Genomic DNA, 24439 nt, shown 5'->3' with positions numbered 1-24439 from the left:
CGTTTGTCAAAAACTTGTTTAAATTATTGTGACAGATTAGACAAACTTAGTCTCAAAAGAACTTAGCAGTTAATATTAATTCGTTAAAACGTTAATTTTACGACGTTTGAAGCGTTGCCCTCTACTTGTCCAAGCGGGTCATAAGGTACAACATAATAAGAGTTTGTTTTAAAAATAGAGAAGTCCTCTACAATAAATTCATTCGTGCCACTTACTTCTCCAATTCTTTCGTCACCGTCTTTTTTCTCTTCGTAAATACGGTAAACAATTCGTTCGTCTTTCGCTTTGGTCCATTCTAATTTACCTTTCAATAATTTGACCCCACCAAAAATATACGAGCTTGATAAGTCGTCAATTTTAGGTAATTCAATTGGTTCTTCCAATGCAACCACATTATCTGGTTTTACAAAAGTAGTCTCTAATGATTGCCGTTTATCTAGTTCCGTCAGAATTTTTTTCGTTAATTCAGTTGGATAAGAACTGCCTCCCGTTAAATAATGATCTTTATCAGATTTGTCATACCCCATCCATAAAGCTGTAACATATTCGGGAGTCATTCCTACAAACCAAGCATCCTTAGTCTGTCCTTCCACATTTGGGTGTTGTGTCGTCCCTGTCTTCCCCGCTAACTCATGTGGATAATAGCCTGAGGAACCAGTACCACTTTCGACTACCCCTTTCAACATTTCAGTCATATTCCAAGCGACTTGTGGTGAAAACACCTTGGACGTTTTCGGTTGAGCCGTTGCGACGACATCCCCTTTTTGATTGTGTATTTCTTTAATTGCATGGGCATCAATCATTTCTCCACTATGAATAAACGTACGAAATCCTTCCACTAATTGGATAGGAGTGAGACCATCAGTTAAGGCTCCTAAAGCAATTCCAAGATCCTTATCCTCTATTTTCATATCCATTTTCTCTAAATAAGTCTTTGCATAATCGACACCAATTTCATTTAACAACCAGACCGATGAAGTGTTTTTTGAATATTTAATTGCATTGTACAATGTCACTGAACCATCATATTGATTATTATGATTTCGGATTTCTTTCCCATCCCACTCCTTAAGTTCATCTGGTAAGGTCGAATATGGATTAAATTTTTCCGTCTCCAATGCAGGAGCATAAACTGCAAGAGGCTTCATTGTTGACCCAGGTTGTCTTTTCGCTGCATAAACTCGGTTTAATTCCAGTGTTTTAAAATGTCTTCCCCCTAATGCCGCAACAATACTACCTGTTTCTTGGTCCATCATAACAAAGGTACCTTCGACTGTTTCTTTGTCATTGCCTGGGAAATAACCGTCTTGCTGAAATTGATCAAAAGCAATTTGTTGAGCATCTTCATTCATGGATGTAACAATACGGTATCTGTTAAGCTTTAATTCATCCAATGAAATTCCGTATAAATCTGCCGCTTCTTTTATCGCTAAGTCAACAAACGTATGGTATGCAGGATTAATTTTTCGTTGTGCGATATTTAATTGAATTTCTTTCTCTTGAGCTGTTTTTGCTTCCTCTGGTGTAATGTACTCCAACTCACTCATCGAATTAAGAACAACATTTCGTCTGTTTTTTGCTTTTTCTTCATGCTCAATCGGAGAATAACCATTTGGAGCTTTTACCATTCCTGCCAAAAGAGCACCTTCTTCTAACGTCAAATCTTCAACCGACTTATAAAAGTATTTATTTGATGCTGCTTCAATTCCATATTGTCCTTCTCCAAAATAAACAGCATTTAAATACATTTCTAAAATTTCATCTTTTGTAAACTCTCTTTCCAAATAAAGAGCTATCATGACTTCTTTTGTCTTTCGAAGCCACGATTTATCATTCGTTAAAAATAAATTTTTTGCTAATTGTTGCGTTATCGTACTTGCTCCTTCCACCTTACTTCGAGCAATAATATCTTTGTAAAGAGCACGCATAATAGAACGAAAATCAACTCCGGAATGAGTATAAAATCGTTTATCTTCAATAGCAATAAATGCATCTTGGACATGATCAGGTACTTGTTCTAAATCTACCGGTAAACGATATTGGTCATACAAATACCAAATGATTTCTCCGTCTTCTGTTTCAATTGTTGTCGGTGGACTTATGATCAATTTATCTTGATCCACAAATAATTTACCGCCGTATAAAATAATTGTATAAGCAATCAACGCAAGCACGAATACAGATCCAAGCGAAAGAATGGTATACTTAATCGAAAAAGGAAAACCTTTTTTCTCGCCTGATTTCGTCCTTTTTCCAGAGGAATCTGTGCTGTTTTGATCAGACCTTCTACTTTTTTGTTGCTTCGGTTCACTTAACTTTTCTTCTATAATAACCTCGTTTGGCTCATCTTTACGGAAAATGGACTTCCATTTCAATAACATATTATCTTTTAAATTTTTGAATTTATTTTTTTTACTCTCTTGCTTATTTAAATGCCGGTCAGACCTTTTCCGTCTCCGACGATCTTGTTGATTTGAATCCATGTAATCACCCCAAGTGGCTTTCAATGTAGCCACTAGTATTATAATCACCTACTATTATACGACATTTATTGCAAACGGGGTAACTTCTCGGATTGAGAAATGTTCTCCAAGAAATTGACTATCTCCATTTAATATAGGGTAAAATAGATATAAGGAGGGAATAATATGTGGGCATTTATGACAACTGGTACTACAAATGTATTAAAAAACATTACGGATTCTCATCCAAACATCGATTTTTATTTTATGAAAAAAGCAGGTTCTACTTTAGTTTACTATGAGGATAATCGGAAGAAAGGCGTTTTTGTATCTGGAAGGAATTTTGAGATTTTAGAAACATATGGGGCACTTGATAAGACAGGATTTGTTCATATGGAAAATATACCTGTTATGGAAGATGGAGCAGCCGTGTTTGAAGATCAAGTGAAGAAAAGACTCCCTTTACTTGAACATACAGACGGACTAAACGCTGCTAGATTATTAAAACAGAAAAAAAGTAATCAATACGTTATACTTACACAATGGAAAACAGAGCAATATTATATTTCTTGGCAAAGATCGGACCTTTTTAAACAAATGGACTTTCAGAATATGGCACGTCTCCCCGCATATTTTGCAGAACGACCTTTCACTTCAACTTATATAATGATGGCAGAAGAGTAAAACATACTATTTAATTTTGCTACTAACAGATCTTTTTTTAAGAGACAAAAAACATACTAATTAAGGATGCATTTCATAAATGATTTGCATCCTTTTTTAACATTTTTTTACATGGAGGGAAAAAGGATGAAGTTTAAAGAAATGGAAAGTCTATAAGTGAGCGAAAAATAGAAAGGAAGATGTTATGAGGAAAGGTGTTGCTTTTCTTATAAAATTCATCATGACATTAGCAGTGTTATGGGTAGTATTAGGTCTATTATTCGGAGTATCTTTTGGTAATATATTAATAATAAGTATTATTCTAACGGTTGCTTCTTTTCTTGTAGATATGTTTATCTTGCCAAAAGTAGGTAATATCGTAGCTGCGGTTGGAGATTTTGCGCTAGCTTATTTTGGGATATGGTTCATTAGTTCCTTTTTATTCACTGGGAATGTAACGGCTCAGTCAATAATAACTGGAGCTTTTCTATCTGCATTCGTTATTTTAATTGGGGAGTTATTTTATCACAGATATTTAAGAAATTCCGTTTTTGATCATGTAGACGACGATCAACATTATACAAATAAAAATATTCTCCAACATGAATTTTCTAGAGAATTTGAGCCAGATAAAAAAGAGGATTAAATCACTTTTCATCCTTATAAAACAAGAGAAATCCGAACTGAAATGTTCGGATTTCTTTTAAAAGGTCCATTTATATTTCATAAAATTACCACATACGCAACCCATTAATCACGCTCAAATCAATTATTTATTTAATACATTGTCATCAAAAAATGTTTTGAAATCCTCTTCTGGATGTTCTCCCACAATCCGAGCGACTTCTTTTCCATTCTCATAATGAATAATCGTTGGCGTACCTTCTATATTGTAATGTTCCATTCTATCAAATTCTAATAAATTCATTTTTTTCAAATTTACACCCATATCTTCAGCTAATGGTACTACGACAGGGGTTGTTTTCTGGCAGTAAACACAAGTCGGACTATAATAATATACCGTTATATCTTCCCCGTCTTCTAATGCAGCATCCAAATCATCTGGCACAATAATATTCTGATAAAGAGGATCGCCCAATTGATCAATTGTTTCTTGCTTCAAATTATCCTTGCCGTAAGGATTCTCATTGTCTTCTAGCGCTTGCTTGTTTTTCATATTGTTCACAAAGATGAGTGCTACAAATAATAAAACAATAACTCCAACGATAACTAGCATTTTATTTTTCATACGATTTCCTCCAATAAAATAAAATCTTTTGTGGCCATCAATCATCTAGCATAATAATCATGCTAATTTGTTTTTCGTTCGTAAAATAATCATGTGCAAACAAAAAACTGTAATAAAAGCAATACCTGCTAAAAAGGGTATAGTAATAAAACCAAAATAATTAACATATTGCAAATTACATGGGATATTACCACAGAAGCCACCGGTATTTTGTAAAGCAGGTAATTTTTGCAACCCATAATGATAAGCAGAAACAATCATTCCTATCCCACTAAGAAAAATTCCGGGGAGTGCGATTTGCAAATCTTTTTTTATGATAGCAAGTCCATAAACAATAACAAGTGGATACATTAAAATACGTTGATACCAACATAGCTCACAAGGTAAATAACCCATTATTTCTGAATAAAATAAGCTACCAATAGTCGCAACCAATGTTTGTGTCCAAATGATCAATAAAAGAGTTTCATGCTTTTTAGCAAGATTCATCGGAAATCCCCTTACTTTTACAATTTCTTCTTTTCCATTATACAAGCGAGCATGTTGAACCTCAATCACAAACGTTCTTTGTCATTCATTTTTCATAATTAAATATGAATTTAATAGATAAATTGTACGTTTGTTTAGGCATAAGGATAGGTTCACTATAGAAAAAAACTTACAAACAAAATATTAGTTCATTTAACTAGCCTTCATTTGTTCCATTATAATATATTTATACAAATACACTTACATTAAAAGCTCATGATTATATAGAAAACTTGGCTTATCGCTAAAGAAAACATGTCCCTTCATTCTTATCTGCAAATAAAAAACGCACAGTTTTGTGTACTGTGCGTTCAAAATGTTATATAAATTAACTTGCTCGTGTTACTTGTAATTGAAGCTGTTTTTTCAAATGACGAATTTGCTCCTCATTTAATGGAACTAATGGAAGTCGAACTTCACCAACATGAATACCTTTCATATTTAAGACAGCTTTTAACGGAGTCGGGCTTGGTGCCGAAAACAAAGCTTTAAATGTTGGTAATAACTCCCGATGGATTGCTCCCGCTTCTATCACATTTCCAGATTTAAACTGATTGATCATATTTTGCATTTCATTGCCAACTATATGGGAAGCTACGGAAACAATACCTACTCCTCCGATAGCAAGTACGGGTAATGTTAGCCCATCGTCTCCACTATATAGTAAAAAGCTTTCATCTGTACGACGGATAATTTCTGCCATTGCATCCAAGTCTCCGCTCGCTTCTTTAACACAGACAATATTATCAATTTCAGAAAGTTTTACAATGGTGTCTACTTCAATATTTATAGACGTACGACCTGGAACATTATAAATCATTACTGGTAATGCAGTTGATTCTGCAATAACTTTAAAGTGCTGATAAAGTCCTTCTTGTGAAGGTTTATTATAGTAAGGAGCCACAAGCATAATTCCATCTACACCACAATTTTCTGCCTCTTTCGTAAGTGCAATTGATTCTCTTGTATTATTTGAGCCAGTGCCTGCAATAACAGGAACTCTACCATTAACTTCACGAATAACAAATGAAAACAATTCTATTTTTTCCTCAGTCGACAACGTCGGACTTTCACCAGTTGTACCAGCAACAACAAGTGAGTCTGAACCATTTGCAATTAGATGTTCAATTAGCTTTCTAGTTGCCGGATAATCAATCTCTCCATAGCGATCAAACGGGGTTACCATTGCTGTAACAATTTGACCAAAATTCATTTTTCCACACCCTTTTATGATTTTATACATATAAGGCTATGCTTGAATACTGGACACGAAAAAGCAACAACGACGGCTCGCTGTTGCATAGAAAGTAAATAAATATACATTTCCGTGCGTAAGATAGCCCTCCATATAGTTTCCTATATGACAGTCCTGCACCTATTCGATACAGACCCAGCTCCAAGATAATGAGTTTCTCAAAGCTTCGGCAAATTCCCCTTTCCATAGTCATCGCCAGAGCTCACTCTCTTCTGACTATTTACTAATGGTTTTTGCGCCTCCATACTCACTTAGAAAAATAGTGAATTTAGAATAATATTATTTAGTTAATTGTAATATAACAGAATAATATATAGGATGCAAGGAGAATATTTTGAAATTCAACACTAATATAGTTTACGAGTTAGCTTATTTAGCATCTCAACTATACTGAAAATATACCCATTTTTTTACTGTATATGTTTATTTTATTATTTTATAGTATAATATAACTAAGACCATCATCCTATTTTAGAAGAGAGCTATCTATATATGAATAAATCAGGACTTTTCACAAATACATTAATTGGTAAAATTACTAAAAAAGATATTTACAGCCATCGAGGTGTTTTATTATTACCTGCATCAACAATGTTAACTTTTGGCTATTTAAAAAAGCTGATTCAACATGGAATTGTATTAAATATTCAAGATGTTACTTCAATTGAAAGTGCAGATGTTTCTTTTCAACATACTAAAGTAATTGATAAAACAACTGTAGAATTAAAACAAATTTTTAAACAGGTGCGAGAAACAAAACAAATTCCACTTGCTGACTTACGAGAAAATATCCTGCCAATCATTCAACAAATTTCTACAGCAACACCTTTCATAGGATTATTAAATTCACTTCAATCTAAAGATGACTATACATACCGACATAACCTAGCTGTCAGTGCATTATCAAGCTTGATTGGTAAATGGTTAGGACTTGATCACAAAACACTCCTTCAATTATCAACAGCAGCATTATTACATGATATTGGAAAAATTTATATTCCTGAATCAATATTAAATAAACCGGATAGATTAACAGACCAGGAGTTTTCCATCATGAAAAACCATACAATATTTGGTTATGAAATTATTGAAAATAGTATTGGAACAACTCATCGGCAAGCATTGGTAGCTTTACAGCATCATGAGCGTATGGATGGTAGCGGGTACCCTTTTGGTATTTTTAAAAGTGAAATCGATCTATTTAGTCGTATAGTTGCAGTAGCTGATGTTTTTCATGCAATGACTTCTAAAAGAATTTACAAAAATGCATCTCCTTTTTATGAAGTATTATTACAATTAGAAAATGACACGTTCGGAGCTTTAGACCCGTTCATTACTAGGATATTTGTTGAAAGAATAATGAACAGTTTAATTGGAAGTTCTGTTTTGCTTACTGATGGAAGTAGAGGAATTATCCGGATGATCCCAAAACATGATCCAGTTCATCCATTAGTTCAAATTAATGATAACTATATTGATCTTAGTAAAATTTCAACCATTCATATTGATAAAATTATATAAATAGATTTCTATCTTTCCTTCCCATGCTAGTCATCTTCTTTACGCAATCTCTGTAATTGGGCTTTTTTAGACCATTTGACATACCAGATTTTTGTATCTACATCTTTATAGAGTTTAATGCCAAACAATTGCATGGGGGTCCATACTTGTTTAATTCTAATGTAGACCACTATTCTCCTCCTTTGTAAAGCCTTTTATTTTAGTAGGTAAGTACAGTAATTATATGACAGTATACTTTCCTGTCGTTTCGAAATTAATAGAATTTTGTTTATAAATTTTATTCCAATTTACAATATAAATATCCTTTTTTAATATATACTAAAATAACCGAATAATAAGAATACTAAATTCCTTTAACCACTTTTCATTAGAAAAAATGCTATACTGTAGTAGTACTATTTATTTTTTCAAGTAAAAGGGGGCTTTTTTTATGCTTACTAAAATCCATGAAACAATCGATGAACTTTATCCAGAAATGATTGAGATTCGTCGTTACTTACACCAATATCCTGAGGTTTCCTTTGAAGAGTTTAAAACTGCACAATATATTGCAGACTTTTATGAAGAACTTGGCATTCCTTATGAAAAAAATGTCGGTGGAAACGGAGTAATCGCCACATTAAAAGGGGGAAAACCCGGGAAGACAGTTGCTTTACGAGCTGATTTTGATGCACTGGCAATTCAAGACGAGAAAGATGTGCCATATAAATCTAAAAACCCCGGTGTTATGCATGCATGTGGACATGATGGTCATACAGCTACTTTACTAGTACTTGCTAAAGTAATGAAAAAATATCAAGATGAGTTAGAAGGTACCATTGTTTTTCTTCATCAACACGCCGAGGAGGAGACGCCAGGAGGAGCAATATCTATTGTTGGTTCAGGTAAATTAGACGATGTAGATGCTGTATTTGGGAACCATTTATGGGCTACGTCAACGCTTGGAAATATTGAAACTCGAAAAGGTGTTTTTATGGCGGGAACTGACCGATTTGAGATTACGATTTTAGGTCAAGGTGGTCATGGTGCCTATCCGCATCAGACAAAAGATGCTATTGTTATTGGTGCAGAAGTAGTTTCACAATTACAAAATATTATTAGTAGAAGAATTGATCCTTTAAAAACAGCTGTTATTACAGTAGGAAAATTTCATGCGGGTACGACATTTAATATAATTGCTAATAAAGCTACGCTAGTAGGAACTGTTCGGTATTTAGATCCAGAAATTCAACGTGTAGTTAAGAAAGAAATGGAACAAGTTGTGAAAGGTATTTGCATAGCAAATAATGCAGACTATGAACTTAATTATTCTGAAGGCTATCCTCCTGTTATGAACCATGAGGAAGAGACAGACCTTGTTTTTGAGGCATGTAACCAAATTCCTGAAGTAAAAAATGCAATCAATGTCGCCCCTCAAATGGGTGGAGAAGATTTTGCTCATTACTTAAACATCAAACCAGGTGCTTTTTTCTTTACCGGCGCGAAAAAAGAAGGACATAACTACCCTCATCACCATCCAATGTTTGATATTGACGAAAAAGCAATGCCGATTGCAGCTAAAATGCTGATCGGAGCTTATTTTGCCTATCAGGAAAAAAATAATTAAACGAAAACACTAAACATAAAAAAATCGTTGATAAGAACCTTCTCAAAATTAAGAGGTCTACAACGATTTTTTTGTATTCAATTTTTTAATTTTGGATCTTCCGTTTTACATAATTAAGGTTAAATAAATAATTAAACAACGTACCCAGTGCAAATGTTAATACAAAACTTGCAACATCAACCCAAATTAGGAAGAGCAATGAAAAAATAATCGTCTGAATTAACGTTAATAGAACAAGCCATTTTAGAAAAGCTGTTTCTTTCACTTTTTTACTCACTGGATATAAATCTAGCCATATACTTGTCTGATGGTGATAATAAAGAGTAATCATTTGAAAATTAGACATGTAAATGAACAATAATGCAAAAATGATTTTCAACCATATATTAGGGACAAAAAAGATAACTAATCCCCCAATAATAATTAACCGAATATACAAGCTTAGATAATCACTACTACGAATAAACGTTAAACGATATAAATAATCAAACGTACTATCATGCTTAAATGAAACCCATTTATTTACTAACGATGATAAAAATCGTCGCTTTTTTAGCCTTTTCTTTATTTGTGGCACATCCGCAAACATGCTTACAAAGCGATAAAATAAAGCTAAACGATTCTGATCGTTTTCTATTAGTACATCCCATGCAAGTCCTGATTGTTTTCTAGCTAATACAATATTGTTAGCGATGACTATAAAAAAGAACACTATAAAAATGACCACAAATTTTCCGATAAGCAGAAAATAAATTAAAGATATACTTAAGATTGTTCGTAAGATCTTATCCATTATTCGGATGTTTACATGGCGTATTTTTAACATATACCAATTTGAAATAAGATTCCATGCTTTTATAAACAATATGATGACTAGCATGAATACATAATCGAGCTTGTCCTTTTCAGGAAACACTGCGGCATAAAGTGGTATAACGGCTGCTGCGGCTATAAGAACAACATATAGTTGCACCATATAATTATAAACTAATGTTAATCGAAAATACCGTTTCATTTGCTCTTCTTTTACAATTAAAAATACTTTATCCGGTTCTTGTAAAAACATTTGTAATGGATTGTAGCTGACGACAAATCCAAAAACAAGTGCAATTACGAGAGCCACTGGAAACTCTTCTCCGATATTTTCAATCCATCTTTGATAGTAGACCGCAAGCGCGATAACCATAAAAATAAGTGCGATCATAAAATGTCCATTGAAAATATATCTCAAATAACGATTTAAACGTTTAATATGGTCCGTTAACCTCTGTTTGAATAAATCAATTGGATTAAACATCGCTTTCTTCCTTTGTTAATTGAACATAGATATCATCCAATGAAGCATTCGGCATCTGAAACTGCTCCTGCAACTGTGAAAGTGTTCCATGTGCTCGTATTTCTCCCTCATGTAAAATGATAAACCGGTCACAATAACGCTCGGCCGTCGCTAATATATGGGTAGACATTAACACTCCTGCACCTTTTCCTCTCATCTCATTCATCAACTCTAAGTACGATTGAATTCCTAAAGGATCTAAACCAACAAAAGGCTCATCGACGATATATAATGCTGGTTCGATTAAAAAGGCACACATAATCATGACTTTCTGTCTCATTCCTTTTGAAAAGTGAACAGGAAACCAGTGCAGATGACGTTCCATTCGAAATGCTTTTAATAATGCTGGCAATCTTTCTTCAAATACCGATTCTTCGATATCGTACGCCATTGCAGTTAATCTTAAATGCTCATACAATGTTAATTCATCATATAAGATTGGTTGTTCAGGAATATATGCTAGTTTCTTTCTATATTCAGTGGGGTTTTCTTTAAAAGTTTGTCCATTTATTTTAAGACTTCCACTTTTTTCTTGCATTAACCCGATAATATGCTTAATTGTCGTACTCTTCCCTGCTCCGTTTAAACCAATTAATCCAACAATCTCTTTCGAGTCAACGTGAAAAGATATATTATGTAAAATATTTTTATTAGAATACCCTCCAACGAGGTTTTCTATCTTCAGTAGCGGCTGCATCTAATCCTCCTCTAACTAAAAATTTATATGTAATTTTTATTAAACTGTTCCTTATATTCTTTAGTATATATTATATTTAAACATTATGTATAATATTTCAAGAAATGATTACACTATGAATGAAGAAATCGAGAAAGCCACTATTTCCAATATCGATATAGTGTTGACCATAATTTTTAGTGATATAAAAAATCACTATAGCATCATCTGATGCCGAAAAATGTCCCCGAAGTCATATGGTCGCTATCTCGTATTCTTCTTAAAGCAGACTGCGTTAATTGGTTATATTAACGTGGTCTGTTCATTTTTTTTACAATGAAACAAAATAAAATTTATAGCTGAGTTAGTAAGTTCCCACCATAGCGCAAGTTGTTCTTTTCTATTTTCACAGTGTGAAATAGATAAATAAACCTTGATAGTATTAAGAAGTTTGAACGATTCTCTTATTAGCAGATTTTCAAGTAACAATTGGATTGAGAAATATGTATAGAACAATATTTCAATATTCACCATCCCCGTGATTGATTTGTGACGTAACTGCATCAACTTATTAATTTCCGGAATCCGCTTCGGAAAAATACTTCACTTTCACCACAGGCATTAGAACGACATCAGTTCAAGCAACATTAACACTTGCTTGAACTGTGTCTCCTTTACCACAGGCATGGTGATCTGCTTCTGTAGATTCTTGTTAACGAGAAGTTACAGGGATCTTCGGACTCGTGGGACTGCCACTATCGTTCGTCCCATCGAGAGCCATTCGCTATTCCTGCAGGAGTCTTCGTATTTTGCCCATGCTAACATTTGAATTTTATTCAATAGAAATAAAGTATTGTTGTTATCGATTCCTAAATTTAGTCAACAGTGCCCATCCCAGCGAAGGAAATACACGGAGACTCCTGCAGGAAGAAAGGCCCAGGTGAGAACCAAGTGCGTAGCACGAAGGGGCTCAACAGCCGCCTGCGGAAAGCGTAGTGTATTAACGTAGCAACAAGACGAAGTTACTGCGCAGTTTATATCTTTGGTTCAAAAATTGAATTATTTATCTTCGCCGAAACCAGTTTTACGAATTTATTTTGTGGGAATTGGATAATAAAAATTGTTGTATTTCATATATAATAATTGTTTTATTAGAGTAAACTTAAAATACATATTTAACATAACCTTCATATACTTGTCTGATGCTTTATGATAAACTATTATTGTAATTACAATTATGTAGGAGTTGTTTACTTATGAAACATGATGATTGCCTTTTTTGTAAAATAATTGATGGAGAAATACCATCAGCAAAAGTATACGAAGACGATCATGTATATGCCTTTATGGATATTAGTCAAGTAACAACAGGTCACACCCTAGTTATTCCTAAAGTACATACAAAAGACATTTATGAAACTCCAGCTGAAGTTGCAAGTGAATTATTTTCCCGCGTACCTAAAATTGCTCGAGCAATTAAAAAAGTATATAAACCAGCAGGCATAAATTTACTAAACAACAATGAGATTATGGCTGGACAATCCGTGTTTCATCTTCATATTCACATAATCCCACGTTATGGAGATGAAGATGGATTCGATTCCAAGTGGATCACACGAGATAATGAATTTTCAACGGAAGAATTAAACGAGATTGCTGACAAAATACATGGTGCTATTGAATAAAAGCAAATATTGAAAGGAGAAATCAAGATGTCAAAAGGTAAGTCAATTTTAATTGGATTTGTTTTAGGTGGAACAATTAGTGCTGCAACTGCTCTTTTAACGACACCATCATCGGGGAGAGAGTTACGTGACAAAGTTAAACAACAAAGTATAGAGTGGAAGAAAATCGTTGATGATATTATTCAAGATGGTTTACGCTTAAAAGATCAAATAGCTAAAACTTCTAAAGAAGGTGTTGCTTTAATTAACGATTTAACACAAGAAATGAAAACTTCCGTCGAAGAATGGAAAAATACAATTGAGCCGCACCAAGAAAATATCCATGAATATTTAGAACAAATTGAAGCAAGTATAAAAGATCTTGAAACAAAAATAAACGAGAAAAAACAAGAAGCATAATACAAACTGACTGCTGTCAAGAAGGTTAATTTATTATTGACCTTCTTTTCTGATGACCTTGCTCTTAGGTCAAATAATATTATTAATTAAATTTACAAATTTTTTACATAAATAATTTATCTATTGATCGAGTTGTGGTATCCTTTTAAAGGAGTATTCTAATTTAAAAATATACGGCTAATACATATACATTGTGTTTAGAGAGGTATTTTAAGGAGTGTAACAATGAAAAAGGTTATTGTAGCAGCATCCCTAACAGTTGGTTTGTTAGGACTAACAGCATGTGGTTCAAAAGGTGATTCTGAAGTTGTCGCAAAAACAAACGCAGGAGATGTAACAAAGGAAGAATTTTACGAAGCGCTTAAAGAAAATAATGGCGGAGAAGTATTAAGAGAGTTAGTTACATTCAAAATTTTAGAAGATAAATACGAAGTTACTGACAAACAGATTGATGAAGAATTGGACAAGATTAAAGAACAAGTTGGCGATGAGTACGAAGAAGTACTTAAAATGCAAGGCTTAACAGAGGAAGACTTAAAACAAGATATTAGAAAGAGTCTGTTACAGGAAGCTGCGATTACGGAAGGTATCGAAGTACCTGACGAAGAAATTGAAACGTATTTCGATCGAATGAAAACTGAAATTGAAGCACGTCATATCTTGGTTGAAGATGAAGAAACTGCAAAAGAAGTAAAAGAAAAGTTAGATAAAGGTGAAGATTTTGCCAAATTAGCAAAAGAATATTCGACAGATGAAGGAACAGCTGCAAACGGAGGAGAACTTGGCTTTTTCTCTGTAGGAACAATGGTACCTGAATTTGAAGACAAAGCTTTTGCAATGAAAGTTGACGAAATAAGTGATCCTGTCCAATCTAGCTATGGATATCATATTATTGAAGTAATGGATAAGAAAGAATTAGATGAAGATATTGGAACATTAGAAGAGAATAAGGAAGATATCCGCAGAAAATTAGTTGAAAGAAAAATCGATCCTCAAGAAGCGATGGAAAGAATAAATAAACTGATCAAAGATTCAAAAGTTGATATAAAAGTTGAGGAGTTTAAAGATATCTTTGACGAAGATGCCCAAATGCAACCGATGGGTTAAACATAGCTTTCCGTTTAGTTTATAAGACAGACAAAAAACAGACGATGTTTTCGATCGTCTGTTTTTAATTTAATTAGACTCTTGCCGTTTAGCCCTGTCCTGTTCAATTCTTTCCATGAAAATTTGCCCTTCACGTTCAATAAATTGCTGTTCTAATTTACGCTCTGCTTGCATTGCACGGAAGGACATATAGCCACTAAAACATATAAACAAAATCATGAGAATGACCCACCAAGGAATATTGAAAAGCACCGTGCATCCCCCTTGTCCTATTTTAATCATTAATTTATTTATATGTCAGTAGTTCATGTTTAATTACTTTCTTTAATAATTTAATCCTTAAAGAAAAATCCCCTGAATCATGCACTAGTTGATAACCAAATATAATTAACTTTATTTTCATCATTCCTTTATTCTTACCTACCCTATCCTTTTGGACAGCTCTGTTATTTCTATTGGAACAAGTTCTACCAATTTGAATTTTAATGCTAGATAAATGATGAGCACTGTTAACCCCTCAGCTGTTGGAAAAACAATCCAAATCGAATTAGGACCGAATAAATTTGGCAAAATCCACAGTAAAGGGATGAATAAGATAAAACTGCGACCTAATATTATCCAAGTTGCAATACGGATTTTCCTAATTGATTGATAATATTCCACAAAAACCATGTTAATTCCTAAAAATAGATACCCCGCAAAAAAGTAAACAATCCCAATTTTTGTATAGTCGATGATTTCAGGAATGTCAATCCCGAACAGGTCAATAATAAACCCTTTTCCAACTAGACCGACAATAAATACAGCTACTCCAAGACCAAATCCTGTAATGATCGCAATCCGTATAAATTTCTTCATACGTTGATAGAGAGTCGCACCATAATGGTAACTTGTAATGGGTTGAAGTGCTGCTCCAATTCCAATAAAAAGCATAAGAAACACCGTATGCATATAGTTGACGACCGCATAGGCTACAATCCCCGTTTCACCGACATAATGACTAAATGTGATATTGAATGCAACCATCATCACTGCAGTCGAGGCTTCCACGATAAAACTGGGAAAACCAATGAAGAAAATATTACGAAGTATAAAAAAATCAATTTTCATATGGACGAATCCTAATTGTTTTTTCTTCGTTAAAAAATGTGTAAGTAATACTAAAATACCCACGATAGTACCGAGTACTGTTGCATAAGCTGCCCCTTTTACTCCCCATTGGAAAATGAAGATAAATAGATAATTCAAAAAAATATTAACAACAGATGTAACGATTAATCCTGCCATAGAGAGTGTAGGGTTCCCATCGTTTCGAATAAAAATACTTAAAATATTTTCAATAACAAAGACAAGCCCAAATAAAAGAATAATATGCAAATAATCATCAACATAAGAAATAATCAAATCATTTGCTCCAAATAAATAAGCAAGTGGCTGCTTAAATACTAGACAGAATACTATGATCAATCCTGTTGTCGCAATCGCAATAAAAATCGAATGTGTAAATATTTCTTTTGCACGATGCGGATTGTTTTGCCCATGTGCGATGGAATACAATGTGGCACCGCCCATACCAATCCATAAAGATACCGATAAAAGAACCGAGTAAATCGGCACGGCGATGTTAACTCCTGCCAGTCCCTTTTCTCCAACACCATGACTGACGAATAAGCCATCAATTAAAATATTAATAGCCATCAACATCATTCCAAATAATGAAGGGATTAAATACTTTATAAATAATTGACGCGGTTCCATCGTTTGCATTATTGAATGATTGTTTTTCATCATAAATACCACCTAAAGTTTACATTCTTAGAAGACTACTCCGTTTAATTCATCTTTTTTTATATGCTATAATAATAAAGTATACGGTTACCGTATAGTCAAGAATAAAGAGGTGGAAAAATTGGATGCTAAAAATAAACTTTTTACAACAGGAGAATTTGCAGATGTATGTGGCGTGAAAAAACAAACACTTTTTCATTATGATGATATCGGTTTATTAAAACCTGAGCATAAAAATGAAAATGGCTATCGTTATTATTCTGTTCAGCAAGCGGAGATTTTTAGTGTCATTGAGATGCTAAAAGAAATTGGTATGTCTTTAGCAGAAATTAAAGACTTTTTACATTTCAAAACTCCCAAGGAGACGATTGAATTATTAACGGAAAAAGAAGAAATGATGCAAAGGAAAATTGTAAAAATGCAGCATACACAGCAAATTATACAAAACAAGAAAAAGCAAATTGAGGAAGCATTACGTTTGAATTTTGATTTGTTTACAATAGAAAAGATGGAAACAGAATATTATGTATTAAGTGAAAATATTCTAAACTGCTCTGATAAAGAATTTACAAAGTCAATTATGTCCTTTATTAAATATACAAAGCGAGAAGGACTTGACTTCGGTTACCCTATTGGAGGTTTGATTCGTCAAGAACAGGTGGAGGCGGGAGATTATTGGAATTATTCGCATTTTTATATGCGTATGGATCAAGCTGAATTTGGAGAACCTTTTATCAAAAAGGCCGGAAAATATGGGGTCGGCTATCATAAAGGAAGTTATGTAACGATTCATAAAACCTATGAAAAGCTGAAAACTTATTTGAGTAAGGTAGGATATCGTATTTACGGGGATAGCTTTGAAGAGTATGTTATTGATGAGGTAAGTGTAAGTGGGATAGATAATTATGTAACAAAAATAATGATACAAGTAGAAAAAAAGTAAGTAAACTTTTTTCTTCTACCATTTTAGTTGTTATTTTTCTTATTTATTCGCTTTGCTTTTTCGGTAACATCCTTTTCTAAGCATGCAGTTGACAGTTCCCCTTGTTGAGGAATTCCACACTGTTATCCTAAAAAAACAATGACTTAGCGTTTAGGTTTCTATACTTTAATTTGAATATCCAATAGGCATTAGACGAATTTTTAACTAAACTAATCTCTATTGTCTTTTTTACGGAGGAAATATCGTAAAATTTTCAATATAATAAAAATAAAGACGCTAATAACAGTTAAAAAATTTTACTTTTCATTTATTTATATGTATAAATCTTCACTTCTTCTTTATCGTTGATTGTCGCTAATAATATATCCTTTTTATCAACTGCAAACAGTGTATTTATTTTGTTTTCCAACCAGGCTGCATCTTTTCCTAATTGATTAAGACTTTCTATATCAATCTCACCTTCTTTAATAACCGGTTTGAAGGATAAAAATGGTTTAACGGCAAGTTGCATATCTGCTGGAGTTACATGATTATATTGTGACTCTAAAAAAACAGATAAACTACCTCCTGGTTCCCATAATGCAAGGGAAACCTTTTGTATATCATCCACTTTTTGTTTTCTTAACTCTGATAATAATATATCAAGCGAGATTCTCGCCTTCAGTAATCCTCTATAAATTATTTTTCCATTCTGAATTAAAGGAAATGGAGTAGGTTCAAGAAATTTCCTCAGCATTTTCCACTTTATACTTAGATAAACACCAATGGTATATAGGACAACTAAGACAGACATTGTAATCATGGAACCTTTTAACGCTAATTGTTCATCCGATAAAGGGTGAGCAATAATATTTCCGATTAATATTGCCATCATAAAATCGATTAATCTTAACTGAGAAATCGATCTTTGTCCCATTATTTTAGCTATAACTAATAAAAAGAAAAAGGCAACAACTGCCCTTAGCATCCATTGAATGAAACTAAGAGACTCTTGCTCACTCATAAATTCCAACTCATTCACTTCCTTGGCTTTAACTTCTATCTTTATTATTCCCTACATATTTTATGTATATGAATTAAAAGTTATGTTTAGCAAGGTTTAGAGAACCATCTCATTCAATTGTACATAAATACGCAAACGATTCACTTAAAACCAAGTGAATAAAAATAACCATATCTTATTCAGGACCAAATTGAAAATTTCATTACATTTAAACATACACATGCTGATTCTGTTGGTTCATAAAACAATTAATTTTTACTATGGTTAAAATTTACTTATTCATACTTAAAAGATTCATAACTCATATAATGTATTACCTTGTTAAAACTTACCTTGTCATCTATTTATAACTACTTGGTAAAACACCAATATCCAGGGAAACAAATATATAGAGAAATCTTATCTTCATTAAATTTCCATTAATAATATTTCTATAAAAAGCAAAAATATAATGAAAATATTAAAGCGAGACATAAATAAGATGAGAAGTTATGTTCTTTCTATATGAAGTATAATTGACCCTATTTATTTTTTTGCACAAGACTTTCATCCCTTCCTCAAGAAGCTGGAGAGATCCCAATTTTAAGAGTGAGATTAACAAAATATAAGGGAAAGCCAATGGTTCTTGCAGATGGTACGAACAAGAATGACACATTAGTTAAAATCCATTTACACAATGTACAGCTTTTAAAAGAAATTAGCACAATAAAAAGCGAACTGAATAAAGCAAAAATGATTTATCACTATGTTCAAAATTCATTACTAGAAGTCGTACTATATATCCAAAATAATTCAGGATCAAATATTATTAAAGGGATTATTGGAATTAGCCTTTTAAACAAAGGATGCGAGCGCTTAGGCTTTGAACTATCCGAACATTACAAACCCAATATATATTTTGTTTAAACGTCTGGATTTTTTGCCAATAAAGTTACTATCAAGTCAGAATTCCCTGATTTATGGCATGAAATGAACCCCAAAATATTTAGTTATACCAACAAAAAAAACTAGTAAGCATGTATACAAAATAGGCATATACCATATTAAATTAATATCTTCCTTGGAAGAATCCATAAGTAGCCTTATTTCATAGAGATGTTGTTCTCTGCTAGTGGTAATGGGCTAAATTTAAAATAAACAGGGTAAAATAAAAAAGCTGTTAATCCTAAACAGCTTTTAAAAATATTTATATAGCTTTGGAGCTTTCTTTTTCGTTTATATTTAAGGAAAGCTCGTGTAACGTAATTTCAGGGCGGCTACCAATACGTATATTTATACCTGTTTGGCCAAGTCCCTCATTTATATAGTAAGGCTTACCGTCTTGTCTATGAAAACCTTTAGTAATATTCATCTTTGGAAGCTTGCCCATTTTCACGAGATGAAAAGCCTTAGGATAACAAATTTGTCCTCCATGAAAGTGACCTGCAAGCAAATAATCAAAATGATACTCCTTCATATGAAGGACAATATTTGGATCATGAGTTAATACAAGATTTGTTCCGTTATTAATACCGTGAAAAGAAGCATTAAGATCACTTCGGTTTGTACTAAAATCATCAATACCAACAATATTTACTGGTCTTCTATTGACAACTATTGAATGATTTTCATTTTTAAGTACCTTACAATTATATTTTTCAAGAGTTTCAATTAATATTTTTAAATTCTGTCCTTTAAGCACATAGTCATGATTACCCAGCACCGCATAAATTCCGTATTTAACCTTGAGTTTATTCAATACTTGCAAATATGGTACAAGCTTAGGAATTGTCCTTTTCCTGTCAAGAAAATCACCCGTAAGCGCAATTAAGTCAATAGATTCGTTTTTTAACTTGTTATAAAGTTCATTGGGAGAGATCGAAATATTCTCGAGATGGAGATCTGACAACTGTAAGATTTTTAAGACTGGACCATATCCATTTATAGACACTTTATTAAAAATGATTTCCTTCGTATTTTTATATGCTCTGTTAAGAAGATAAATAAGAACAAATGTTAAAACTGTAAATAGAATGATCTTCATATTATCCCTCCTTCCATAGTTATTATACACGAAAGGAAGCGGCTTTTTACTAGTAATATCTGGAATCCATACCAAGAACAAATGAAAGGTAATAAGGAGTTGCAGGATGAAAAAAAACATTCTTTTTCTACCATTTTTACAGCTTCCTTCAGGGCACCATCAGGCTGCTCATGCATTAATAGAAGGAATTCAACAGATTAATCCAAATATTCAGTGCGAAAAGGTTGATATCCTTGCCTATAGTTATGGAAAAATTGAATCAATTGTTTCTAAAGTGTATTTAAATTGGATCTATGTGTTCCCACAAATATATAATAATCTCTATAAATTATTGGTATATAGAAGGATAGAGGACAATAAGCGCTATCGACTATATGAATGGCTATTCATTCCATTTGTGAAAAAGCTCATTGAAGATAAGAAACCAGATTTAATTATATGTACCCACTCTTTACCTGCTTATATTATAAATATATTAAAGTCTAATAATGAGCTTCAAATCCCGGTTATTAATGTGTATACTGATTACTTTATTCACTCTTTATGGGGTGTTGAACATATTGATTATCACTTCGTATCTTCCGTTGAAATTAAGGAAATTCTCATAAAAAAAGGAATCCAAAAAGAAAAAGTTTTCATTACGGGCATTCCTATCCATCCTAAGATATCAAAACAAACTAAAAATAGAGGTCTTTTAAAAAAGACGAACTATTCTATTTTAGTGTCTGGAGGGAATCTTGGGGTAGGTGTTTTAGAGCCCTTATTAAAAAAAGCGTCTAATTCAATAGACAAAAAGCAGTTAAAATTATATGTACTATGCGGTAAAAATGTGAACTTATACAAAAAATTGAAAGAACTGAATAAAGATTATCTCATTCCTTTAAAATATATTGATTGTAGGGAGAGAATGAATCAGCTGTATAATCAAATGGATGCGATTATTACGAAGCCTGGAGGAGTTACGATTAGCGAAAGTCTATTTAAACGAATTCCAATTTTTATCATTAATGCATTACCTGGTCAAGAAGAAATCAATCTTGAGAAGTTAATGAATATGGGGTTAGTATTTCATATGGAAATGGATGATATCGTTGAACAGTTGATTGGAAAATTAAATGATAAAAAAACATTTCTTGACTACCAATCACAAGTTGACCATTATCACTCACAGTTGGATCAGAAAGACCCTTCTGAAATAATAATTGAGTATATTTTGTCAAAGAGCGGGGTAGATTTTGGATCTTGTGAAGAGAATGATTAGAAAAAAGATGATAATTAACGTTTGTGTTTCTTCAATTATTTTGTATCTACTAAAAATGTTGAAGGTGTCATGTGAGTGATCCTTGTTTGTTACCTAAGAACACATCGGCTAGAAATCTTTCAAGTAGGAAAACCAACATTTAAGCCAGTGAAATGAAGTGCCACTCCTTGTTCTGGATGTTTGGGAATATGCTTTTTATCTACAGTATTAAAATAACTGTATAATTAGTGGAACTTATAAATTGAAATTACGAAGATCATAGAGACAGAGAAGATGAAAGAACTCACCGGAGACCAACCTGGCACAAGGATTAAAAATAGAAAAAATAACCTCACTAAGGTTCTTCAAATCTTACCTACCACCTTGAAGAACCATTTTTTTAAAATATTTGTATTTCAAGATTATTTTAGCGTCCTCTACACTCAAAAATCGTATTTTTTATTCTCACTTATTCACTAGCTGTAAAAACCAAGAATACAAATCAACAATTCGCAAATGTTCTGGTTTTGTTTCTGTTCCTACGACAATCATTGGTATTAATGAATCCTGTTTGTGTATAGATCCGTGTGCCGCACCTCCAGGATGAATAGGTGTTCCATCGCCAGCGAATTCAAATCCAGGTTTCGCGTCAACAATAATATAATTTCCAGAATGGGAATTTAATGAGCTGTGTAATCGTGCTAGGGCATCCGGGTAAGTATCATATTCGATATGATGGTTATTTACAGAAAGATCCAAAACTGAATATTCACCTGTTAAAAACCATGACTGACCGTATTGATCTTTAAAATCTCCGTTTGGGCGGAAAGTTAATTTTCCTTCCTGACCACTCGTAACTACATTAACATCGGAATCACTTTTCCAGGCAATCAGATTTATTCGATCGTCTTGTCGAAGTTGTTTTACAATTTCTTCAAGTGCTATATTTTTATCTATATTGTATATGAAAGCCATTCTTTCATTATATGCTAAAACAATTTGATCATCATTTTTTACTGGCTCAGTGATTCTATGTATTTTATAAGAATCCAAAATTTCATTTAAATAGATCAAAGATTTACTTTTATCTTTTCCTACCTCAGCTTGTCCGCTGTCCCCCATCACAATCCAAATGGCAGAATGCAATGCTTCATCCCAAGATTCGTACGTATTTAATACTTCCTGGAGTTGCTTATCTGTTTTTTCGATCGCGTCAATGTGATTTATAGGACCATTTTTATGAACACTTTGATCAAGATCTGGAAAATAGGCGATTGTAAAAGCAGGGAGTTTTCCATTTTGAATGATATATATTAATTCCTGAGCTGTAAATTTGTCATTAAAACCCAGTCTTTCCCATAGTTGGGTATTTTTATTGTTTGTTGGGCTGAACTGTGCCAATGCACCATAAGAAAATAACATTGGTGTTTCAATTTTTAAGCTTTCAGGCATCACGTTCAACTTTGATAATACTTTCAAAAGGTTTAAAGTCATTTTTTCGTTTCCACGATAGATTAGCGTATTTATGGACGCACTTTCTAATCCTTTCATCGTTAATTCTTCATGTATAGTCTTTACGTCACGGCTTAAGTGGGTGTGATTTAAATGATATAAAGTGTCTTCAACCACATTTTTAATTCCTGATTTCAATACTTCTTCTCTGGCGCTCCCATAATTCACATGTCGCTTTTCTTTTTCATCATACCAAACAAGACCTGGGACTCGATGCTTATCCGAATACGTACCGGTTAGAATCGAGCTATCAATCGTAACAGACATCGTGGGATATCCACTGACAATATTTGGATAATAGTAGCCTTGTTCTATTAAATATTTAAACGCAGGTGCACGACCTGCTTTTATTGCCTGCTGTAGAGGCTTATCCATTAAGGAATCAATCATTAGTAGAATGACAGGATCCTGTGTTTCAGTCACCTGTTTCTGTTCCAAAGACTGATTTGCAGGTTTAAGGGCACTTATCAAAAAGATGATTGCCAGTACAATGATAATAATGATTAGCACATATAACATTTTCTTCATCCTATTTTTTCCTTTTCTTTGATTAAGAATTATTATTTCAAGGGTGTCATAAATAGCATACCTATCATATCTGATTCTATTCTTTTTAAAATAATCATTTTTAATTTTGATATTTGAAAAAAATTGGATTCAAGCAAGGTATTTATGAAGTCAAAAGGCTTTATTTAACAAGACTTAATTTTCCATTCATATTTAAAGCTTTTATCAACAAAATAAAACCAGCTTAACAATTTTATTATAAAAGAGGTAGTTTTTATGAAATTCAAGCAATATTGCCTTACTACATGGAGCATTATCGATCCTCTATACTTTCGTTTTACTCGTTTACATTATGTAGAAAAAGCAACGGGGGAAAATACAATTATGCGTGTAAGGTTAACTAAATATAAAGGACGAAATATTGTTTTATCAGATGGTACAAGAATATATAAGAACGATATACTTATTAAAATTCATTTGCACAATGTTGAATTGTTAAAACAAATACAAGGGTATGACAATGAACTTCGAAGAGCTTTAATGATTTATAAAACTGTCAAAGAATCCCTACCCTTTATTGTCCGACATATTCAAATCCATGACCATGGAAATAAAATCAAGGGACTGATTGGCATTACTATGCTTTATAAAGGCTGTCATAAGTTAGGTTTTGAAACTTATTCCATTACTAACCCTTTCTATAAATACTTTAAAAAGGCTGCTCTTCTTCCAATTTATTTACTTTCTTCTTCAAGCATGGTAATAAAGGAAGTACCATCCCCTGTATATTTATTTATGTCTAAAGACCATTTAATTAATCAATATGGAAAATAATTAATGTCTTTTTGTATTTCAACTTATCTTTAAACGAAGAAGCATGGCAGCTATATATAGATTCTTGAAAATTGCTGCGAAATCTAGTCCTATCAATTAACA

The 24439-nt window shown here is 32.8% G+C and carries 24 protein-coding genes and 1 riboswitch; of the genes, 12 read left to right on the top strand and 12 right to left on the bottom strand.

Annotation, left to right across the window (positions count from 1 at the left end):
- Positions 1–83: 83 nt before the first annotated feature.
- Entirely contained in the window at positions 84–2516 is a 2433-nt protein-coding gene (locus SPD48_RS19275) for a transglycosylase domain-containing protein (RefSeq protein WP_336259774.1), read from the bottom strand.
- A gap of 132 nt (positions 2517–2648) precedes the next feature.
- Between SPD48_RS19275 and SPD48_RS19270 the strand changes: the two genes are divergently transcribed.
- The gene (locus SPD48_RS19270; protein WP_336259773.1) at positions 2649–3146 is read left to right on the top strand and encodes an antibiotic biosynthesis monooxygenase family protein; all 498 of its coding nucleotides are present in this window, start codon (positions 2649–2651) and stop codon (positions 3144–3146) included.
- A gap of 184 nt (positions 3147–3330) precedes the next feature.
- Positions 3331–3771, top strand: a complete 441-nt coding sequence (locus tag SPD48_RS19265; protein ID WP_336259772.1) for a YndM family protein — start codon at positions 3331–3333, stop codon at positions 3769–3771.
- Positions 3772–3894: 123 nt separating this feature from the next.
- Here the strand turns inward: SPD48_RS19265 and SPD48_RS19260 are convergent, their stop codons facing one another.
- The 3 genes from SPD48_RS19260 to dapA all read right to left on the bottom strand — a co-directional run bounded on the left by SPD48_RS19260 (position 3895) and on the right by dapA (position 6115).
- The gene (locus tag SPD48_RS19260) at positions 3895–4374 is read right to left on the bottom strand and encodes a thioredoxin family protein (RefSeq protein WP_336259771.1); all 480 of its coding nucleotides are present in this window, start codon (positions 4372–4374) and stop codon (positions 3895–3897) included.
- A 57-nt stretch (positions 4375–4431) separates the two neighbouring features.
- Positions 4432–4863: a disulfide oxidoreductase gene (locus tag SPD48_RS19255; protein ID WP_336259770.1), complete on the bottom strand. Its 432-nt coding sequence runs from the start codon at positions 4861–4863 to the stop codon at positions 4432–4434.
- A gap of 367 nt (positions 4864–5230) precedes the next feature.
- Positions 5231–6115 (bottom strand): 4-hydroxy-tetrahydrodipicolinate synthase, encoded by an 885-nt coding sequence (gene dapA / locus SPD48_RS19250; protein ID WP_336259769.1) that lies wholly within the window; start codon positions 6113–6115, stop codon positions 5231–5233.
- A gap of 116 nt (positions 6116–6231) precedes the next feature.
- Positions 6232–6409: riboswitch (Lysine riboswitch) on the bottom strand.
- A 240-nt stretch (positions 6410–6649) separates the two neighbouring features.
- Between dapA and SPD48_RS19245 the strand changes: the two genes are divergently transcribed.
- Positions 6650–7678 (top strand): HD-GYP domain-containing protein, encoded by a 1029-nt coding sequence (locus SPD48_RS19245; RefSeq protein WP_336259768.1) that lies wholly within the window; start codon positions 6650–6652, stop codon positions 7676–7678.
- A 26-nt stretch (positions 7679–7704) separates the two neighbouring features.
- Here SPD48_RS19245 and SPD48_RS19240 read toward each other — a convergent pair whose 3' ends face one another.
- Positions 7705–7848 (bottom strand): hypothetical protein, encoded by a 144-nt coding sequence (locus SPD48_RS19240; protein ID WP_336259767.1) that lies wholly within the window; start codon positions 7846–7848, stop codon positions 7705–7707.
- Positions 7849–8108: 260 nt separating this feature from the next.
- Here SPD48_RS19240 and SPD48_RS19235 point away from each other — a divergent pair, with 260 nt between their 5' ends.
- Positions 8109–9284 carry a M20 family metallopeptidase gene (locus tag SPD48_RS19235; RefSeq protein ID WP_336259766.1) on the top strand — a complete coding sequence of 392 codons (1176 nt, stop codon included), beginning with the start codon at positions 8109–8111 and terminating at the stop codon, positions 9282–9284.
- Between the two features lie 85 nt (positions 9285–9369).
- On the opposite strand, the gene SPD48_RS19230 is transcribed toward SPD48_RS19235, so the two are convergent.
- Entirely contained in the window at positions 9370–10581 is a 1212-nt protein-coding gene (locus SPD48_RS19230; protein ID WP_336259765.1) for an ABC transporter permease, read from the bottom strand.
- Positions 10574–11317 carry an ABC transporter ATP-binding protein gene (locus tag SPD48_RS19225; RefSeq protein WP_336259764.1) on the bottom strand — a complete coding sequence of 248 codons (744 nt, stop codon included), beginning with the start codon at positions 11315–11317 and terminating at the stop codon, positions 10574–10576. The genes SPD48_RS19230 and SPD48_RS19225 overlap by 8 nt, the downstream gene beginning before the upstream one ends.
- Before the next feature lie 1235 nt (positions 11318–12552).
- On the opposite strand from SPD48_RS19225, the gene SPD48_RS19220 reads away from it, so the two are divergent.
- The 3 genes from SPD48_RS19220 to SPD48_RS19210 all read left to right on the top strand — a co-directional run bounded on the left by SPD48_RS19220 (position 12553) and on the right by SPD48_RS19210 (position 14487).
- Positions 12553–12981 carry an HIT family protein gene (locus SPD48_RS19220; protein ID WP_336259763.1) on the top strand — a complete coding sequence of 143 codons (429 nt, stop codon included), beginning with the start codon at positions 12553–12555 and terminating at the stop codon, positions 12979–12981.
- A 27-nt stretch (positions 12982–13008) separates the two neighbouring features.
- On the top strand, positions 13009–13380 hold the full coding sequence (locus tag SPD48_RS19215; protein WP_336259762.1) for a YtxH domain-containing protein: 372 nt from the start codon (positions 13009–13011) through the stop codon (positions 13378–13380).
- Between the two features lie 225 nt (positions 13381–13605).
- Positions 13606–14487, top strand: a complete 882-nt coding sequence (locus SPD48_RS19210) for a peptidylprolyl isomerase (RefSeq protein WP_336259761.1) — start codon at positions 13606–13608, stop codon at positions 14485–14487.
- Between the two features lie 69 nt (positions 14488–14556).
- Here the strand turns inward: SPD48_RS19210 and SPD48_RS19205 are convergent, their stop codons facing one another.
- A complete protein-coding gene (locus SPD48_RS19205) occupies positions 14557–14739 on the bottom strand; it encodes a sporulation YhaL family protein (RefSeq protein ID WP_336259760.1) in 183 nt (60 codons plus the stop codon).
- Between the two features lie 168 nt (positions 14740–14907).
- Positions 14908–16275, bottom strand: a complete 1368-nt coding sequence (locus SPD48_RS19200) for an MATE family efflux transporter (RefSeq protein ID WP_336259759.1) — start codon at positions 16273–16275, stop codon at positions 14908–14910.
- 121 nt (positions 16276–16396) lie between these two features.
- On the opposite strand from SPD48_RS19200, the gene SPD48_RS19195 reads away from it, so the two are divergent.
- The gene (locus SPD48_RS19195) at positions 16397–17218 is read left to right on the top strand and encodes a MerR family transcriptional regulator (protein WP_336259758.1); all 822 of its coding nucleotides are present in this window, start codon (positions 16397–16399) and stop codon (positions 17216–17218) included.
- 307 nt (positions 17219–17525) lie between these two features.
- Here SPD48_RS19195 and SPD48_RS19190 read toward each other — a convergent pair whose 3' ends face one another.
- The gene (locus tag SPD48_RS19190; RefSeq protein WP_442962178.1) at positions 17526–18230 is read right to left on the bottom strand and encodes a DUF421 domain-containing protein; all 705 of its coding nucleotides are present in this window, start codon (positions 18228–18230) and stop codon (positions 17526–17528) included.
- 564 nt (positions 18231–18794) lie between these two features.
- On the opposite strand from SPD48_RS19190, the gene SPD48_RS19185 reads away from it, so the two are divergent.
- The gene (locus SPD48_RS19185; protein WP_442962179.1) at positions 18795–19127 is read left to right on the top strand and encodes a YkoP family protein; all 333 of its coding nucleotides are present in this window, start codon (positions 18795–18797) and stop codon (positions 19125–19127) included.
- A 280-nt stretch (positions 19128–19407) separates the two neighbouring features.
- Here the strand turns inward: SPD48_RS19185 and SPD48_RS19180 are convergent, their stop codons facing one another.
- Positions 19408–20244: a metallophosphoesterase gene (locus SPD48_RS19180; protein ID WP_336259755.1), complete on the bottom strand. Its 837-nt coding sequence runs from the start codon at positions 20242–20244 to the stop codon at positions 19408–19410.
- Positions 20245–20350: 106 nt separating this feature from the next.
- Here SPD48_RS19180 and SPD48_RS19175 point away from each other — a divergent pair, with 106 nt between their 5' ends.
- Both SPD48_RS19175 and SPD48_RS19170 read left to right on the top strand, forming a co-directional pair.
- Positions 20351–21505 carry an MGDG synthase family glycosyltransferase gene (locus tag SPD48_RS19175; protein WP_336259754.1) on the top strand — a complete coding sequence of 385 codons (1155 nt, stop codon included), beginning with the start codon at positions 20351–20353 and terminating at the stop codon, positions 21503–21505.
- Between the two features lie 157 nt (positions 21506–21662).
- Positions 21663–21716, top strand: a complete 54-nt coding sequence (locus SPD48_RS19170) for a Fe-Mn family superoxide dismutase (RefSeq protein WP_336259795.1) — start codon at positions 21663–21665, stop codon at positions 21714–21716.
- A gap of 233 nt (positions 21717–21949) precedes the next feature.
- Here SPD48_RS19170 and SPD48_RS19165 read toward each other — a convergent pair whose 3' ends face one another.
- A complete protein-coding gene (locus SPD48_RS19165) occupies positions 21950–23524 on the bottom strand; it encodes an alkaline phosphatase family protein (RefSeq protein WP_442962177.1) in 1575 nt (524 codons plus the stop codon).
- Positions 23525–23779: 255 nt separating this feature from the next.
- On the opposite strand from SPD48_RS19165, the gene SPD48_RS19160 reads away from it, so the two are divergent.
- On the top strand, positions 23780–24337 hold the full coding sequence (locus SPD48_RS19160; protein ID WP_336259753.1) for a YkoP family protein: 558 nt from the start codon (positions 23780–23782) through the stop codon (positions 24335–24337).
- Positions 24338–24439: the final 102 nt, after the last annotated feature.

The organism is Pseudogracilibacillus sp. SE30717A, from assembly GCF_037071985.1.
Lineage (GTDB): Bacteria > Bacillota > Bacilli > Bacillales > Amphibacillaceae > Pseudogracilibacillus.
The sequence above is the reverse complement of the archived record's forward strand: the minus strand, read 5'-3'. Positions and strand labels throughout refer to the sequence as shown.

Excerpts from the sequence above, each read along its gene's own strand:
- SPD48_RS19270 (WP_336259773.1), top strand. The coding sequence starts at position 2,649 with ATGTGGGCATTTATGACAACTGGTACTACAAATGTATTAAAAAACATT.
- SPD48_RS19255 (WP_336259770.1), bottom strand. The coding sequence starts at position 4,863 with ATGAATCTTGCTAAAAAGCATGAAACTCTTTTATTGATCATTTGGACA.
- dapA (WP_336259769.1), bottom strand. The coding sequence starts at position 6,115 with ATGAATTTTGGTCAAATTGTTACAGCAATGGTAACCCCGTTTGATCGC.
- SPD48_RS19165 (WP_442962177.1), bottom strand. The coding sequence starts at position 23,524 with ATGAAGAAAATGTTATATGTGCTAATCATTATTATCATTGTACTGGCA.
- SPD48_RS19220 (WP_336259763.1), top strand. The coding sequence starts at position 12,553 with ATGAAACATGATGATTGCCTTTTTTGTAAAATAATTGATGGAGAAATA.
- SPD48_RS19180 (WP_336259755.1), bottom strand. The coding sequence starts at position 20,244 with ATGAAGATCATTCTATTTACAGTTTTAACATTTGTTCTTATTTATCTT.
- SPD48_RS19245 (WP_336259768.1), top strand. The coding sequence starts at position 6,650 with ATGAATAAATCAGGACTTTTCACAAATACATTAATTGGTAAAATTACT.
- SPD48_RS19260 (WP_336259771.1), bottom strand. The coding sequence starts at position 4,374 with ATGAAAAATAAAATGCTAGTTATCGTTGGAGTTATTGTTTTATTATTT.
- SPD48_RS19235 (WP_336259766.1), top strand. The coding sequence starts at position 8,109 with ATGCTTACTAAAATCCATGAAACAATCGATGAACTTTATCCAGAAATG.
- SPD48_RS19230 (WP_336259765.1), bottom strand. The coding sequence starts at position 10,581 with ATGTTTAATCCAATTGATTTATTCAAACAGAGGTTAACGGACCATATT.
- SPD48_RS19225 (WP_336259764.1), bottom strand. The coding sequence starts at position 11,317 with ATGCAGCCGCTACTGAAGATAGAAAACCTCGTTGGAGGGTATTCTAAT.
- SPD48_RS19200 (WP_336259759.1), bottom strand. The coding sequence starts at position 16,275 with ATGAAAAACAATCATTCAATAATGCAAACGATGGAACCGCGTCAATTA.
- SPD48_RS19160 (WP_336259753.1), top strand. The coding sequence starts at position 23,780 with ATGAAATTCAAGCAATATTGCCTTACTACATGGAGCATTATCGATCCT.
- SPD48_RS19210 (WP_336259761.1), top strand. The coding sequence starts at position 13,606 with ATGAAAAAGGTTATTGTAGCAGCATCCCTAACAGTTGGTTTGTTAGGA.
- SPD48_RS19175 (WP_336259754.1), top strand. The coding sequence starts at position 20,351 with ATGAAAAAAAACATTCTTTTTCTACCATTTTTACAGCTTCCTTCAGGG.
- SPD48_RS19265 (WP_336259772.1), top strand. The coding sequence starts at position 3,331 with ATGAGGAAAGGTGTTGCTTTTCTTATAAAATTCATCATGACATTAGCA.
- SPD48_RS19215 (WP_336259762.1), top strand. The coding sequence starts at position 13,009 with ATGTCAAAAGGTAAGTCAATTTTAATTGGATTTGTTTTAGGTGGAACA.